This window comes from Sorangium sp. KYC3313 (assembly GCF_052075895.1).
GTDB lineage: Bacteria > Myxococcota_A > Polyangia > Polyangiales > Polyangiaceae > Sorangium > Sorangium cellulosum_B.
Genome location: NZ_CP197255.1, coordinates 4,225,384 through 4,240,948, shown reverse-complemented (window position 1 = coordinate 4,240,948; position 15,565 = coordinate 4,225,384). Strand labels below are relative to the sequence as shown.

Sequence of the window (15,565 nt, the reverse complement as noted above, 5' to 3'; positions counted from 1 at the left end):
GCTCAGGGCCGGGGGAGCGCCGCGGAGAGCCCGTGGACGACCTCGGCGCCCACGGGGACGGTGACGCTCGACCGCTTGAAGTCGCCGCCGACCGGCTCGTAGGAGCCGTCGAGGCACTGCGCGAGGAAGGTCTCCGCGATCGCGTTGAACGACATGGAGTTCTCCGGGCGGGCGAAGCCGTGGCCCTCGTCGGGGTACACCACGTACGTGACCGGGATGCCCTTGCTCGTCATCGCCTTGACGATCTGATCGCTCTCGGCCTGCTTCACGCGCGGGTCGTTGGCGCCCTGGCCGATGAGGAGGGGCCGCTTGATCTGGTCGGCGCGGTAGAGCGGCGAGCGCGTGCGCAGGAGATCGCGGCCGTCCTCGGTGCGGGGGTCGCCGACCCGCTTCGCGAAGAGCTCGAGCATCGGCGCCCAGTAGGGCGGGATGGACTGGAGCAGGGTCACGAGGTTCGAGGGGCCGACGATGTCGACGCCGCAGGCGAAGGTCTCCGGCGTGAAGGTCAGGCCGACAAGCGTCGCGTAGCCGCCGTAGCTGCCGCCCATGATCGCCACGCGAGCCCTGTCGGCGATGCCCTGCGCGACGGACCATTCCACGGCGTCGAGCAGGTCGTTGTGCATCTTGCCCGCCCACTCGAGGTCGCCCGCATTGACAAACCTCTTTCCGAAGCCCGTCGAGCCCCGGAAGTTGACGCTCAGCACGGCGTAGCCGCGGTTCGCGAGCCACTGGTGCATCGGATCGAGGCGGAAGGAGCTGCGCGCCCAGGGGCCGCCGTGGACGAGGAGCACCATCGAGAGCGGCCTGTCCGGCTTGCCGTCGCCGTCGGGGTCGGCGGCGCGCGGCAGCGACAGGTAGCTCACGAGCTCGAGGCCGTCGCGCGCCTTGATGACCACGGGCCGCATCTTCACGAGCGGCTGCGACTCGAGCGCGGCGCGGTTCGTGAAGAGGAATGTCGCCTTCTTCGCGTCACGGTCGTAGAGGTAGTATCGGACCGGGCCGTCCGACACGGTGTATCCGACGGTCCAGCGCTTGTCGTCGAGCGACCGGCTCAGCACGTCGAGCTCGCCGTCGGCGACCGCGCGGAGGGCGTCGAGATCCGGCTGGATGCTCTTGTCGAGCACCTGCCAGCGCTTGCGCTCGCGCTCGGAGGCCGCCGCCTGGACCTTGCCCGTCTTCGGGTGAACGATCACGGCGCTGACATCGGCCTTCGCGTCCTCGGCGAGCACGGCGGGCTTCGCGGTCCGCGGATCGAGGGTGACGAGCGCGGAGGTGTCGCGGCCGCGGCTGTCCCGGAAATAGAGCGTCTTGCCGGCCGCGTCGAAGCCGATCGCCTCGCTCGTCACGGCGTCCTCGGGCCCGAACGCGACGAAGGGCTTCGGCTCCTTGCCGGTCAGATCGATGTACTCCTGGCCTCCGTCGCGCGTCATCCGCGACGCGAGCCGGGCCTTGAAGTTATGATCGGTGACGAACCCGACGAACCCGTCGTTCTGCCGCACGAGCTTGCGCTCGCCGGTGCGCACGTCGACGCGGTAAAGGTCGTGGACCTTCTTGTCCCGATCGTTCATGCCGATCAGGATCTCGTTCGGGATCTTGGGGCTCATCCCCTCGAACATCGCGGAGATGCCCTCGAAGGGGGTGAGGTCCTTGATCTGCCCGGTCTTGAGCTCGACGGCGTAGATGTGCCAGTTCTCGTCGCCGGCCTTGTCCTGGCGATAGAGGACGTAGTCGCCCGCGTAGGGGAACAGGAAGGTGCGCACCCCGCGGCTCTGCTCCTTCGTGACCGGCTTGGCCGACGCCGGCGCCTGGGCCGGGCCGACCCACACGTTGAGCACGCCGTCGGAGGGGGCCAGGAACCCGAGCCGCTGGCCGTCCGGGCTGATCTGGGGGGACATGCGATCGGGGTTGCCGAAGAGCACGCGCCGGGGCATGAGCGTCGCGTCGACGCGCGGCCCGGCCTTCGTCGGCGCCGCCGGGGCCGCGGCGGCCGGGGCCCCGGCGGCCGCGGCCGCGGGCGCTGCAGGGGCCGGCGCGGCGGCCTGTCGGGGAGGCGGCGGCGCGGACGCCGGAGCGCCGCCGCAGGCGAGCGGCGCGATCAAGGGCAGCAGGAACAGCGATCGGAGCTTCTGGGGCAAGTCCATGGGTTCACCCGGGGCGCGGAGCCGCTGGCGGCACCCCGCATGCGCCGGGCCCGCGCGCCGAGCGTCATAACCGAGATCCCGGAGGCCGGTCTACGGGGCCGCGCCGAAGGCGCCCGCGATCCGCCCAGCTCGGATCACCCGATCCGGGGGCGGAGTGCCGGCTCGGTGTCAGGCGGCTTGCTGCGGTGTCGTGCTGGTGGGCTCGCCGCGCGCGTCGAGCGCGAGCTTGCTCGACAGCCACGCTCGCACGCGCTCGAGGTGGAGCGCCTCGTGCTGCTCGGCCACGCGGAACTCGGCGGCCATCTCGTCCTGGCCGCAGGCGATCGCCAGGTCGATGAGCATCCGCCAGCTGTCGTTGTCCGTGAGCTCGGCGACGAGCAATGCTTGCAGGCTCTGCCCGAGGTTGATCCTCGGCTCGACGGCGACCGCGAGGACGCCGGACGACGCCAGGCCGATGACGTCGGCGCCGGGCGTCATCGCGGTCGGATCGGCCCCGAGCCGCTCGATCGCGCGCTTCAGCAGCGCGAAGTGCCGGAGCTCGTCGTCGCGGATCGCCTCGAGGTCGGCGCGCGTCGGGCCGCCCTCGAAGCTCCCCTCCGCGTCGTGCTTGGCGATCATCGCCTCGTAGAGGCGCGTGCCCGAGCGCTCGGCGCGCCGCGAGAGCTCTGTGCCCGGCGTGAACCGGTAGCCCGCGGCCACGATCTCGGAGGGGGAGCCGGCGGAGTTCATCTGCTGCCGGTAGGCGATCGTCGCGGCGCTCTCCGGGACGACCCGCGGATCGACGATGTCCTCGCCGACGGCGCGCAGATGCACCTCCCTGGACAGCACGTCGCGCACGAACTGGCGGTGGCTCTTGTGGGAGACCGGGTCCGGGAGCGAGGCGGGTAGGATCTCGGCCGCGTCGCGCCCCTCGATCCGGTTGAGGTGGTCGATGGCCACGTGGAGCTGCCCGAGCTCGTAGTCGAGGAACCGCTCCCAGATCCGCTTCACGCGGGCGTTCTGCTCCTGCTGGAGGCAGCTCCAGTAGTTGTAGACCTCGGTGGCCTCATGGAGGACCCACTTCTCCAGCCAGGTCTCCTCGGGGTCGATGATCGCCTCGTACTGCGTGACGTGCTGCTCCTCGATCGAGGCGATCTCGGCGTAGAGAAGCCGCGCCACCGGGTCCGTGAAGAACGGCCCGACGTTGACGTAGTAGTTGTGCGTCTGCTGCTCGGCCGCCATGATGGAGATCAAGAGCCATGTTGCCCCTCCTCGCGCGTCGTGCTCGTGCGCCGATGAACGACCGCTGCGGCGGTACCTGAAGCCGCCTTCACCACGGCGCAAGCGCGGGCATATCCCGAGCGGCCGGGGCCGCGCGCCGGCCTTTCCCACATGAAACCGCCAGACGCATGTGCGCGCCCGTGTCCGAGCCGTGCTAGAGCAGCGGTCACGTTGATCAAGCGAGAAATAAACCGCCAAGACATCAAGACGCCAAGATGAGATTCTCTTCTTGGCGCTCTTGGCTTCTTGGCGTCTTGGCGGTTCGAAATTTCGTGTTTTTCAGGCAATTTCAACCCGTTTGGCGCTTCTAGAGCGCCGCTCGTCCTGAAGAGAGAGCAGAGCGCCGGGGCCGCGGCGGCGCGCTGGCGGGCCGGTCGTGGAGGAGGTGTCGTGATCTCCAGCAGCGTCCCAGAGCTCCGTCTCCGCACCCGCAACGCGATGCCTGTCCGCGAGGGCGGCGACTACGTCCTTTACTGGATGATCGCGAGTCGCCGGACACGGTACAATTTCGGTCTGGAGCGCGCGATCGCCTGGTCGATGGCGCTCGATCGACCGCTCGTCGTGCTGGAGGCGCTGCGGTGCGGCTACCGCTGGGCGAGCGACAGGATCCATCGCTTCGTGATCGACGGCATGGCCGACAACGCGCGCCGCCTCGCGGCCGCCGGCGTCGCGCATCACCCCTACGTCGAGCCCGCCGACGGGGCCGGCAAGGGCCTGCTCGGCGCGCTCGCGGCGCGGGCGTGCGTGGTGGTCACGGACGACTACCCCTGCTTTTTCCTCCCGCGCATGGTCGCCTCGGCGGCGCGGCAGGCGCCGGTCCGCCTCGAGCAGGTCGACTCGAACGGCCTCTTGCCGATGCGCGCGGCCGATCGGGTGTTCACGACCGCGCGCTCGTTCCGCATCTTCTGGCAGCGGGTGCTCGGCGAGCACCTCGGCGCGCAACCGGCGGCCGATCCGCTGAAGCGGGCGAAGCTCCGGCCTGCGGCTCCCCTCCCCCGCGCGATCGCGCGCAGGTGGCCGGCGGCCTCGCCGGCGCTGCTCGGGGGCGATCCTGCGGCGCTCTCCGCGATCCCCATCGATCACGCCGTCCCGCCGGCGCCCTGCCGGGGCGGCCCGGAGGCGGCTGGCAAGGCGCTCGCGCGCTTCGTCTCGGAGCGGCTGCCGCGCTACCTGGAAGAGCGCGATCACCCCGACGCCGGCGCGACGAGCGGCCTGTCGCCGTACCTGCACTTCGGCCACCTCGCGGCGCACGAGGTCTTCGCGGCCGTCGCGCGGCGCGAAGCCTTCCGCGTCGAGCAACTCGGCCGCCCCGGTGACGGCGTGAAGCGGCCGAGCGGCAGCCGCGAGGGGTTCTGGGGGATGAGCGCCTCGGCCGAGGCGTTCCTCGAGCAGCTCGTCACCTGGCGGGAGCTCGGGTTCAACGCCTTCGCGCTCGGGGCGAGCGAGGGAGACGGGCCGCGCCCCTCGTGGAAGCGCGATCCGACCGAGTACGAGTCTCTGCCGGACTGGGCGCTCGCGACGCTCGAGAAGCACGCGCGCGACAGGCGCCCGCGCGTCTACCCGATCGAGGCGCTCGCGGCGGCGGCGACCTACGACCGGATCTGGAACGCGTCGCAGGTCGAGCTCCTCCGCGAGGGGCGAATGCACAATTACCTCCGGATGCTCTGGGGCAAGAAGATCCTGGAGTGGTCGCGGACGCCGCGCGAGGCGCTCGAGATCATGATCGAGCTCAACGACCGGTATGCGCTCGACGGCCGCGACCCGAACTCGACCTCGGGCATCTTCTGGGTGCTCGGCCGCTACGATCGGGCCTGGGGTCCAGAGCGGGAGATCTTCGGCACGATACGTTACATGTCGTCCGAGAACACGGCCCGGAAGCTGCACCTCAAGGAGTACCTGGCGCGCTATACGCCGTAGCGCGCGCGGCCACGGGCGGCGCGCCGGGGGAGCTCGCCCTCGGGGTTCCGGGGAGCCCAGGGGCTCACCCGCGGGAGCAGCCCGACGGGGCAGCCAGCGATGCAGGGCGACTCACCGCCGGCGGCGCCCGTGTGAACGGCGGCGCCGGCGGCCGGGGCGCACGCGGGGTTCGACGCGGCCGCCGGGGTGAGCTATCGAGCGGCCGTGGATCTCCTCCGTGAATTTTTCAGCAGGCTGAGGGAGCTCGAGTCGCTGCTCCAGTGGGGCGGCTACCCCGTCCTGATGATCATCATCTTTGCCGAGACGGGGCTGCTCATCGGGTTCTTCCTGCCCGGGGACTCGCTGCTCGTCACCGCCGGGGTGCTGGTCAACGCGGGGCTCATCAACCCGCTCGGATTACCGAACTTCCAGAACCTGCTCCTGATGAACGTCACGCTGATGGCGATGGCGATCATCGGCGACGCGGTGGGCTTCTCGATCGGGCGGCGCGCCGGCCCGAAGATCTTCACGCGCGAGCAGTCGCTCCTGTTCCGGAAGGATCACCTGATCGCGACGCAGAAGTTCTACGAGAAGCACGGCGGCAAGACGATCATCCTCGCGCGCTTCATGCCGTTCGCCCGGACGTTCGCGCCGGTCGTGGCGGGCGTGGGGCAGATGCAGTACCGGCGCTTCGCGATGTTCAACGTGGTGGGCGGCGTGCTCTGGGTCTTCTCGATGACCTTCCTCGGCTACTTCCTTGGCAAGGTCTTCGACGCCAAGCAGATCGAGCGGGTCGTCTACCTGATCATCTTCGTCTCCGTGGCGCCGGTCCTCTTCGGGGCGATCAAGCACAGGCTCCAGCAGAAGAAGGACGCCGCGCGGATCGAGGCCGAGCCGTAGGCGCTCTCCGGCGGACGTCGCGAGCGGATCGCGTCGACTCCGTCATCGCGCAAGCCCTCCCGGGTCGGGCGCTCGCGAGCGGCCATCGAGGCCGCCCGCCTCTTGTACTCCGCACCACCTCCCCGCTACGCTCTCCTCCCACCATGGCGCAGCAGCCCGCCATCCCCTCCGCCTGGTGCTCCTCCTGACGGCGCCGGAGCAGCGCAGCTCGGTCGCCCTCGCGCCCGCGATCCTGCCGGGCGGCGGCGGCGCGCTGCTGCGCAGCCGTTTCTGAGGCCCCGGACCGGCGCGGCGGGCGGGCCAATCGCTCTAATCATCAACAATTACGAATACTTGAAAGTATCTCAAGAAAAGATCGCCCGGCGTGTCGATCCCGCGCCCCGCCGTTCGTCGTGACGATGAAGCCACGGTTCGCCCCGGGCAAGAGCCCCTCCGGAGCCCAGCTCCACCAAGGAAGCAAGGAGACACGACCATGCGATTCATGATCCTGATCAAGGCCACCAAGGACAGCGAAGCGGGCGTCATGCCGAGCGAGCAGCTCTTCACCGAGATGGGGAAGTTCAACGAAGAGCTCGTCAAGGCCGGCGTGATGGTCGCGGGCGAGGGGCTCCACCCGAGCGCGAAGGGCGCGCGCATCCGGTTCTCGGGCGACAAGAGGACCGTCGTCGACGGGCCCTTCACCGAGACGAAGGAGCTGATCGCGGGCTTCTGGATCTGGGACGTGAAGTCGAAGGAAGAGGCCATCGAGTGGGTGAAGCGCTGTCCCAACCCGATGTACGAGGACTCCGAGATCGAGATTCGCCAGGTGTTCACGGCGGACGACTTCGGCCCTGCGCTCACGCCCGAGCTCAGGGAGCAGGAGGAGCGCCTGCGCGCGCAGGCGGCGCAGAAGAAGTAGCCCCGCGCACCTCGGGGGCTTGCGCCGGCGGCGGGGGGCTTGCGCCGACGGCGGAAGGTGTTCTGATCGGGCGCCGTGACGGCCCCCGAGGTGCATCGCGCCATCCACGCGGTCTTCCGCATCGAGTCGGCCAGGCTCATCGCCGGTCTCGCGCGGATGGTGCGCGATGTCGGCCTCGCCGAGGAGCTCGCGCAGGACGCGCTCGTCACCGCGCTCGAGCGGTGGCCGGAGTCGGGCGTCCCGGACAGGCCGGGCGCTTGGCTCATGGCCACCGCGAAGCGCCGCGCGATCGACGAGCTCCGCCGGAGCAAGCGGCTCGAGCGCAAGCACGAGGAGCTCGGCCACGAGATCGAGGCCCAGCACGCGCTGGCAGCGCCGGATCTGGACGCCGCGCTCGACGATGACGTCGGCGACGACCTCCTGCGCCTCGTGTTCACGGCCTGCCATCCGGTCCTCTCGACCGAGGCGCAGGTCGCCCTCACGCTCCGCCTGCTCGGAGGCCTGACGACCGAGGAGATCGCGCGCGCGTTCCTCGTCTCGGAGCCGACCGTCGCCCAGCGGATCGTCCGCGCCAAGCGGACCCTCGCCGAGGCGCGCGTCCCCTTCGAGGTCCCCCGCGGCGCCGAGCTCGCGCCCCGCCTCTCGTCGGTGCTGCAGGTCATCTACCTGGTCTTCAACGAGGGCTACTCGGCGACGGCCGGCGGCGACTGGATGCGGCCTGCCCTCTGCGAGGACGCGCTCCGCCTCGGCCGCATCCTGGCCGAGCTCGCGCCGCAGGAGCCGGAGGTCCACGGCCTCGTCGCGCTGATGGAGATCCAGGCCTCGCGCTCCAGGGCGCGGGTCGGACCGTCGGGAGAGCCCATCCTGCTCCTGGATCAGAACCGCGCGCGCTGGGATCACCTGCTGATCCGCCGCGGCCTCGCGGCGCTCGAGCGCGCCGAGGCGCTCGGCGGCGCGCGCGGTCCCTACGCGCTCCAGGCCGCGATCGCCGCCTGCCACGCGCGCGCGCGCACCGCGGAGGAGACGGACTGGGCGCGCATCGCGGCGCTCTACGCGGCGCTCGCCCAGGTCACGCCGTCGCCCGTCGTCGAGCTGAACCGCGCCGTCGCGCTCTCGATGGCGTTCGGCCCGGCGGCGGGTCTCGCCGTCGTCGACGCGCTGACCTCGGAGCGCTCCCTCGAGAGCTACCACCTCTTGCCGAGCGTGCGCGGCGACCTCCTCGTGAAGCTCGGCCGCCTCGACGAGGCGCGCGCGGAGCTCGAGCGCGCGGCGTCGCTCACGCGCAACGCGCGCGAGCGCGACCTGCTCCTCGCGCGCGCCGCCGCGTGCGCGGGCGGCTCGGCGCCGCCGTCGCGGTGATGGCGGCGGGGTCGGCGCCGCGGTGACGGGCTGGCTCCGCGCCGAGGAGCGCTCCCCGGAGCGCACGGCCCTCGGCCGCCGCCCTTACCGAGCGGCCGACAGCCGCCGGCTCACCCTCGATCCACGGCCGCCGCGAACACCGCCCCGCTCGCCGCCGTCGCCGCGCTGACGAGCCATCGCTCCAGCGCTGCAGGCTCGTCGCACGCGAGCACCCGCGCCTGCACCGCCTCCGGCACCGCGAGCCCCCGCGCCGAGAGCACCGCGAGGATCGCGCGCGCCTGGGTGCGCGCCTGGGTGCGCGCCTCGACCCACTCGTCCGTGAACCGCGCCGCGTCGCGCTCCTCGAACAGCGCCGCGACCGGCACGGCGCCGAGGCCGTGCTTGCCCAGCTCCGGCAGGAGGGGCACCTCCGCGCCCGGACGGTAGGTGATCGACGCCGTCCCAGGCCGCACGACCTCGAGCTCCCGCCGCTCCGCGTGCGCGATCCACACCCACGGCCACTCGTGCTCCAGGTAGAGCTTCACCTTCTCCTCGAGGTAGCGCCTCGACTGCGTGCCCCGGATCTCCACGGCCAGCACCGGCGTGCCCCGGTAGGCGTCGTTCCGCGGCGACGAGAGATCGCCCACCACCACCACGTCCGGCGCCCGGAGCGACGGCCCTGCCGGGTCGCTGAGATCGCAGTACACGTCGGTCATCACCGTGACGCCCTCGCGCGCGTGCGTGCGGAAGAGGGCGGCGAGGAGCGCCATCACGATGCCATGGATATCCTTGCTCCCCATCTGCTCGATCAGCTCCCCGCGGTGCAGCTCCCACGGGCTGCCGTCGTAACAATCGTCGGGCGTGCCCAGACGGCGGCCGGTCGGGCCGAAATCGCGCAGCTCGATCGGCCCCGTGTTCCGGGGAGGACGGGTCGGCAGGCCGTTCGTGCGTGCAGTCATGCCCACGATCCTAGCACGTCGCCGCGCCCCCCTCGCCGGGCGCGCCTCGCGGCAGCCACAGACGTGCTCTTCCGGCGGCCCGTGAAGGGCCGCCTCGCGCCCGAGGTCCTCAGCCCGAGAGCCGCTGATCCGCCACGTCGAGCGCCGCGTCGAGCGCCGCGATCCCCTCGTCGATCTCCGCCTCGCTGATGATGAGCGGCGGCGCCACGAGCAGGTGGCTCACCCACCCCATGAGGGACACCCCGCGCTTCGCCGCCTCGGCGACCACCGCGTCGACCACCAGGGGCCGCCGGGCCGCCTTGTCCTGCGGCACGTTGAACGGCTCCTTGGTCGCGCGGTCCTTCACGAGCTCCACCGCCCAGAACAGGCCGATCCCGCGCACGTCGCCGATCGAGGGGTGCTTCTCCTTGAGGGCGCGGAGCTTCGCGCCCACCACGTCTCCCATCTTCGTCGCGCGGTCGAGGAGGTCCAGCCGGCGATACTCGTCGATCGCGGCGATCACCGGGGCCAGCGTGAGGGGGTGGGCCTCGTAGGTGTGGCCGTGCGCGAACATGTTGTCGTCGAAGTAGTCCGCGATCGCGCGGGAGGTCGCGACGACCCCGAGCGGCGCGGCCGCGTTCGTCACGCCCTTCGCCGTCGTCAGGATATCCGGCACCACGCCCCAGTGATCGACCGCAAACCACTTTCCGGTCCTGCCCCAGCCGCTCATCACCTCGTCCGCGATGAGGAGCACGCCGCGCTTCCGCGCGACCTCGGCGATCTTCGGCAGGTAGTCGGCCGGTGGGATGAGGACGCCGTTGGTGCCCACGACCGGCTCGACGATCACCGCCGCGACGTTCTCCTCGTGGTCGATCATGTAAGCCAGGTAGTCGGCGCACGCGACGCCGCACTCGGGGTGGCTCCGGCCGAGCGGGCAGCGGTAGCAGTTCACCTCCGGGCCGAACACCACGCCCGGGATCTTGCCGGCCGGCTCGATGAACCAGCGGCGAAAGTCGCCGGTCGCCGCGACCGAGCCCGCGGTGGACCCGTGGTACGACGTGTAGCGCGCGATGATCTTGTGCTTGCCGGTGTAGAGCCGGGCCATCTTGAACGCCGCCTCGTTCGCCTCCGTGCCCGACGTCGCGAAGAAGAACTTGTCGAGCCCCTTCGGCATCACCTCCAGGAGCTTCTGCGCCACCCTGGCCCGCACCTCGCACGTGTGCGCCGGGCTGATGTAGGCGAGCTGCCTCGCCTGCGCGCAGATGGCCTCGATCACGGCCTCGTTCTGGTGGCCGAGGTTCGAGCAGATGAGCTGCGAGGACAGGTCCAGGTAGCGCTTGCCGGACGCGTCCCAGAACGCGCAGCCCTCCGCGCGGGTGACATGGATCGGCTTCCAGCCGCGCTGGGCGCGCCAGGTGCCGTACGTGTGCTTCGTGGTCAGCTCGACGATGTCATCGCTCATGGCAACCTTCGCGGTTCGAGGAGGCGCTCAGCGTAGAGGGTGATCAGACCTCCTCGCACGCGAATTCCCCGGCTCCGCTCGCCCGCTCCCGCGCGCCGCGCCCGCGATTCCGTGCAGCGCGCCCGCGATCCCGTCACCAAGGACGGTCGTGATCCGTCCACGAGCGGGCGAGCTCGCCGCCGTGCCGGTCGGTTGACATATTAGAGACCACTAATAGGATGCGGCGCATGGCCACGAACCACGAACCCCCCGCTCCTCCCCCTGTTTCGCCCTACCTGACGGTCGACGACGCCCGCGCGGCCATCGACTTCTACCGGCGCGCGTTCGGCGCGACGGTGGTGGCCGAACAGCCGACGCCGGACGGCAAGAAGCTCATCCACGCGGCCCTCCTGGTGAACGGCGGCCTCGTGATGCTCAGCGACGATTTCCCGGAGCAGTGCGGCGGGGTGAGCCGCACGCCGAAGGCGTTCGGCGGCACCGCGGTGACGCTCCACCTCGACCTGCCCGACGTCGACGCGACCTGGAAGCGCGCGGTCGAGGCGGGCGCCAGCGTCGAGATGCCGCTCGCGGACATGTTCTGGGGCGATCGATACGGCATCGTGACCGACCCGTTCGGCCACCGCTGGTCGCTCGCGACACGGAAGAAGGCGGCCACGCAGGAGGAGCTGGACGCCGGCGCCAAGAAGCACTTCCCCGCGGCAACGTGAGGTCGTGCGACGTGGCGCGAGGTGACGTGAGGTGACGAACGCGCGCTCCCCGGACGAGACGTTCCGCGCGATCGCGGACCCCACGCGGCGCGCGATCCTCGACGCGCTGGCCGGCGGGGAGCGCTCGGTCACCGAGCTGTGCGCGATGTTCGACGTGACCCAGTCGGCGATCTCGCAGCACCTCAGGGTGCTGCGGGACGCCGGGCTCGTCGCGCCCCGCCGGGAGGGGCGCTCGCGGCTCTACCACGTGGAAGCCGCGCCGCTGCGCGCGGTCCACGACTGGGCCGCTCATTACGAGCGATTCTGGGCGAAGAAGCTCGACGCGCTCGGCGCGCTGCTCGATCGCGAGGCGGACATCCCGCGCAGAGGGGGCAGATCATGAGACGCGACCTGCGCATGCGCCGATCCTGCGGCGCGCCGAGCGGAAGCACACGGAGAGGGATTTTTCTCTCCTCATGATGGAACGGGCGTGTCGTCGATCTCGAGATTGCCGATCATGGCGGCGAGGACACGCCCCGTGGTCTCCAGTTCTTCGGCCGGAATGCCCCGCGTCGCGCGGTGCTCCACCTCGACCACCACGTCCTGTACCCAGTCGTGCTCTGCGATCTGAGGCGTGCAACGCACGCGGAAGGCGCGCGCGTCGCTCTCGTCGGGGGTCCTCTCGACGAGACCCTTCTTTTCGAGGCGGCCGACGAGGGCCGAGAGCGACGCGGCCGTGATCTGCAGCCGCTCGGCGAGCTCGCGCTGGGTGAGCCCCACGCGCTCTCCGACCAGCGCGCCGATCAGGCGGAACTCCGCGAGCGTGACCCCCCTCTCAGCGAGGCGCTCCTGAATCAGCTGCAAGGCGGTGCGATCCACGCGAGCGATCCGCGCGAGCAGCAACGTGGTGAAGACGGTCAGCGTGTCGGTCACCCCACTAGTTAGTAAGGCTAACTAATATTATCAAGTGGGATCGCAGGGCCGGCGAGAGTCCCCTCGCCGCGCCGGAGCATGCGACGAGGGGGCGGCGCCCGGTCCTCTCGTCTGTCGAGCGACACCGGCGCCCCGTCCGTGCGTGAGGGAGGCGCCGCTGCGCGAGTTGCGCGAGCGCTCGCGCAACCCGCGCGAGGACGCGCACAACAGGCCTCTCGAGGGCCGCCATCGCCGGCCATTTCGCCTGCCCGCGGCGCTGGCGCGGGATCTGCTCTGGGGAGGATATGACGCGCATCCTCGCGATCGCCGCCGAGGCGGGCTGCCCGTGCACCGCGCAGGAGCTCGCGAGGGCGTACGAGGAGCACGTGCGCGCGCAACCCGGCGCGTCAGCCTATGACTTCGGGTATCCGGTGGTCTATCTCAGCCTCCGCGCGCCTTCGGACCTGAGCCACGCGGCGGTGTACCTGAGCCTCCGCGCGCCTTCGGGCCCCGGCGCCCAGCTGTCTTCCTGAACGACTCCCGCGCCCTCGATCGCGGAACGCTGGCGCCGTCCTCACCACGTTGCGTGCAAATCACGGCTCCGTGCCCTCAGGAGAACTGGCCATGATTCGATCCCCTGGTCCGAAAGCGCACCCTCTGCACGGCTCCTGGCCGGAATTCCGCGCGGATCCCCTCGCCTTCCTGCTCGACGGCACCCTGGCGTACGGCGATTTCTTCCGGTTCCGGCTGGGGCTCAAGCGGTGCTTTGCCGTCTCGGATCCGGCCGCGATCCAGAGGGTGTTCTCGGACCCCCTGCGGAGCGCGTCGATGCTGCTGCTCGGGGAGTCGGGAGAGCAGGTCGTGGAGCGCATCGCGACCGAGCTGCCCCGGGTGGAAGCGTGGCTCGGGCACGCCGCAGACGACGAGATGGCCTATAGCCAGGCGAGGGATGCGCTCGCGGCGTCCATCCTGGCGGCGGCAGAGCGCCGCAAGGCGGCCGGGAACCGCGGGACAACCGATCTGCTGGATCCGCTCGTGCGCGCGGTGGACGCCGGCCAGATCGACGAACAAGCCCTGATCGACGAGGTCGTGATGATGCTGGTGACGCACGTGCCGACGGCCGCGGCGTCGGCATGGGCGCTGTACGAGCTCGCGCAGCGCACGGAGGTGCGAAGGCGCCTCGAGGAGGAGCTCGACGCGATCGGCGCGCAGGGGATGGGCGGGCGGGGAGCGGAGGTGGAGCGCGCCTCGATCCTGTCGACGGTGGTGCAGGAGACCTTGCGGCTGTACCCGCCCGTCCTTCGGGCTCGGGATGCGCAAGTGCATCGGCGAGCGGACCGCCGTGCTGCAGAGGAAGCTCATGCTGGCGGCGCTGGTGCGGGAGTTCCGGTTCGACCTGCCCGCAGGGTACGAAGCGGGCGCAGGCGGCCAGCGGGCGCTCGTGCCGCGGGACGGGCTGCCGCTCGTCGTGGAGCGCCGCCGGCAGACAGATCCGCGCCCCCGCGAGCATGAGCTGACGGAATGAGGCCAGAGCGCACCGCCGGCCGGCCGCGCGTGAGGAGACCCGGTGAGCAACGCTCAGGAGAAGCCCATGGGGCACCGCCCTGCCGGCTGCGACGCGGCGGACCGGAGCGCCGGCTCCGCCGGGTTGCCCTGGACCGCAGCCGGGCGGCCTTCCACCCTCGCTCGCTCGCGCTCCCCTTCCAGGATCATCGCCACATCCCCGCTCGGCCCCATCGTCAGCCCGCGGCGCACGTGCTGAATGGGCGCCTGACTCTCGAGCCGGAGCCGGTATCTCCTGAGGATCGTGCCGAGGACGACCTTCATCTCGTACATCGCGAACGCCGCGCCCAGGCACCGGCGGGCGCCGCCGCCGAAGGCGATGAACTCGAAGGGTGTGAATTTCCGATCGAGGAACCGCGAAGGGCGGAATCGCTCAGGCGACGGGTAGAGATCCTCGCGGCCGTGCAGGAGCAGCGGCGAGGCGGCGATCGCCTCGCCGGCCGGGATGGTATAATCCTTGAGCTGGAACGGCCTTTTCACGACGCGGGCCACGTCCACCACCGGCGGGTGGAGGCGGAGCGCCTCCAGGCACACCGCCTCCAGGTACGGCAGCGACGCGAGCGCGTCCGCCTCAGGCGCGGGACCGAGCGCGTCGAGCTCGTCGAGGAGGCGCGCGAGCACGGCCGGCTCGCGGTGCAGCCAGTACATCGCCCACCCGAGCGACATGGCCGTCGTCTCGTGGCCAGCGAACAGGAGCGCCCGGAGCTGGTCCGCGATCTCGACGTCGCTCATGCCCGCGCCGTCGTCGTGGCGGGCGCTCATCATCAGGCCCAGGATGTCCTGCGAAGCGTCCCCCTCCGCGCGCCTTGCCCGGATCTCCTCGAAGAGCAGCGCGTCGAGCGCCCTGGCCGCGCGCTTGTGGCGCGCGTAGGGGCCGAAGCCGGCGAAGTCGCGGCGGAGCGCAGGGATGATCATGAAGCTCGGGCTCAGCGACTCGATGAGCCCGAGCACGGCCTCGCGGGTCCTGCCGACGCGCGCCTCGCCCCTCACGCCGAAGACCACGCGGACGATCACGTCGAGCGCGATCGCCTGGGTCGCCGCGAGCATCGAGAACGAGCGGCCCGGCCGCCACCGCGACGCCACGTCCAGGCTGATGTCCGCGATCGCGCCGCCATAACCCCGCATCGCGCCGGCGCTGAACGGCGGGGCGAGCAGCCGCCGATCGCGCCGGTGCCGCGCGCCCGCCGTCACGACCACCGACGAGGTCCCGAAGACCGGCTCCGTCAGCTGGACACCCCAGACCTCGAACTCGTCGGGGTCGGCCGTGTAGACCGCGCGGATCGCCTCCGGATCGCCCGTGATGGTCAGTATCCCGTTCGGCGACCTCAGGCGAAAGGTGGGGCCGTACTCGGCGGCGTAGCGCCTGAAGACGGGCTCGGAGGAAATGAATCCTGCGCGAACGGTATCCACAAGGCTGAGCGACTTCGGCCCGGGCGGCAGAGTTCCCATCGAGCTGCTCCGTGAGTGAACGAGGGTTGTCGGGAGGTCCCCGGCCAGAGAAGACCAGGGCGCCGGGGACATTCCGACACGCGGACCGGCGTTCGGTTCCCTCGGTTGCGTCGGTCCCGTCG

General features: G+C 71.1%; 13 protein-coding genes and 2 pseudogenes. 9 read left to right on the top strand and 6 right to left on the bottom strand.

The features are described from left to right. Nucleotides 1-2: 2 nt before the first annotated feature. Nucleotides 3-2,141, bottom strand: a complete 2,139-nt coding sequence (locus ACSRUE_RS16535; RefSeq protein ID WP_441291834.1) for a S9 family peptidase — start codon at nt 2,139-2,141, stop codon at nt 3-5. 645 nt (nt 2,142-2,786) lie between these two features. Continuing rightward, a pseudogene (locus tag ACSRUE_RS16530) lies at nt 2,787-3,371 on the bottom strand (hypothetical protein); the annotation flags it as partial. A 420-nt stretch (nt 3,372-3,791) separates the two neighbouring features. Between ACSRUE_RS16530 and ACSRUE_RS16525 the strand changes: the two are divergent. The 4 genes from ACSRUE_RS16525 to ACSRUE_RS16510 all read left to right on the top strand — a co-directional run bounded on the left by ACSRUE_RS16525 (nt 3,792) and on the right by ACSRUE_RS16510 (nt 8,454). Further along, on the top strand, nt 3,792-5,318 hold the full coding sequence (locus ACSRUE_RS16525; protein WP_441291833.1) for a deoxyribodipyrimidine photolyase: 1,527 nt from the start codon (nt 3,792-3,794) through the stop codon (nt 5,316-5,318). Between the two features lie 186 nt (nt 5,319-5,504). Further along, nucleotides 5,505-6,197, top strand: a complete 693-nt coding sequence (locus tag ACSRUE_RS16520) for a VTT domain-containing protein (protein WP_441291832.1) — start codon at nt 5,505-5,507, stop codon at nt 6,195-6,197. Between the two features lie 472 nt (nt 6,198-6,669). After that, nucleotides 6,670-7,095 (top strand): YciI family protein, encoded by a 426-nt coding sequence (locus tag ACSRUE_RS16515; protein WP_441291831.1) that lies wholly within the window; start codon nt 6,670-6,672, stop codon nt 7,093-7,095. A 75-nt stretch (nt 7,096-7,170) separates the two neighbouring features. Further along, nucleotides 7,171-8,454: an RNA polymerase sigma factor gene (locus tag ACSRUE_RS16510; protein ID WP_441291830.1), complete on the top strand. Its 1,284-nt coding sequence runs from the start codon at nt 7,171-7,173 to the stop codon at nt 8,452-8,454. 110 nt (nt 8,455-8,564) lie between these two features. Here the strand turns inward: ACSRUE_RS16510 and ACSRUE_RS16505 are convergent, their stop codons facing one another. Together ACSRUE_RS16505 and ACSRUE_RS16500 are read right to left on the bottom strand one after the other, a co-directional pair. Next, entirely contained in the window at nt 8,565-9,392 is an 828-nt protein-coding gene (locus ACSRUE_RS16505) for a Uma2 family endonuclease (RefSeq protein ID WP_441291829.1), read from the bottom strand. A gap of 109 nt (nt 9,393-9,501) precedes the next feature. Then, complete coding sequence (locus ACSRUE_RS16500; RefSeq protein ID WP_012239035.1) at nt 9,502-10,833, bottom strand: aminotransferase family protein; 1,332 nt, start codon at nt 10,831-10,833, stop codon at nt 9,502-9,504. 227 nt (nt 10,834-11,060) lie between these two features. Here ACSRUE_RS16500 and ACSRUE_RS16495 point away from each other — a divergent pair, with 227 nt between their 5' ends. Together ACSRUE_RS16495 and ACSRUE_RS16490 are read left to right on the top strand one after the other, a co-directional pair. Beyond that, nucleotides 11,061-11,540, top strand: coding sequence for a VOC family protein (locus ACSRUE_RS16495; RefSeq protein ID WP_441291828.1), 480 nt, complete (start codon nt 11,061-11,063; stop codon nt 11,538-11,540). Between the two features lie 31 nt (nt 11,541-11,571). After that, nucleotides 11,572-11,922 (top strand): ArsR/SmtB family transcription factor, encoded by a 351-nt coding sequence (locus tag ACSRUE_RS16490; RefSeq protein WP_441291827.1) that lies wholly within the window; start codon nt 11,572-11,574, stop codon nt 11,920-11,922. A 71-nt stretch (nt 11,923-11,993) separates the two neighbouring features. Here the strand turns inward: ACSRUE_RS16490 and ACSRUE_RS16485 are convergent, their stop codons facing one another. Beyond that, nucleotides 11,994-12,422 (bottom strand): MarR family winged helix-turn-helix transcriptional regulator, encoded by a 429-nt coding sequence (locus tag ACSRUE_RS16485; RefSeq protein WP_441291826.1) that lies wholly within the window; start codon nt 12,420-12,422, stop codon nt 11,994-11,996. Nucleotides 12,423-12,736: 314 nt separating this feature from the next. Here ACSRUE_RS16485 and ACSRUE_RS16480 point away from each other — a divergent pair, with 314 nt between their 5' ends. The 3 genes and pseudogenes from ACSRUE_RS16480 to ACSRUE_RS16470 all read left to right on the top strand — a co-directional run bounded on the left by ACSRUE_RS16480 (nt 12,737) and on the right by ACSRUE_RS16470 (nt 13,956). Then, entirely contained in the window at nt 12,737-12,964 is a 228-nt protein-coding gene (locus ACSRUE_RS16480) for a hypothetical protein (protein WP_441291825.1), read from the top strand. Nucleotides 12,965-13,055: 91 nt separating this feature from the next. Next, a pseudogene (locus ACSRUE_RS16475) lies at nt 13,056-13,673 on the top strand (cytochrome P450); the annotation flags it as partial. 70 nt (nt 13,674-13,743) lie between these two features. Next, nucleotides 13,744-13,956 carry a hypothetical protein gene (locus ACSRUE_RS16470; protein WP_441291824.1) on the top strand — a complete coding sequence of 71 codons (213 nt, stop codon included), beginning with the start codon at nt 13,744-13,746 and terminating at the stop codon, nt 13,954-13,956. A gap of 53 nt (nt 13,957-14,009) precedes the next feature. Here the strand turns inward: ACSRUE_RS16470 and ACSRUE_RS16465 are convergent, their stop codons facing one another. Next, nucleotides 14,010-15,443 carry a cytochrome P450 gene (locus tag ACSRUE_RS16465; RefSeq protein ID WP_441291823.1) on the bottom strand — a complete coding sequence of 478 codons (1,434 nt, stop codon included), beginning with the start codon at nt 15,441-15,443 and terminating at the stop codon, nt 14,010-14,012. Nucleotides 15,444-15,565 lie beyond the last annotated feature (122 nt).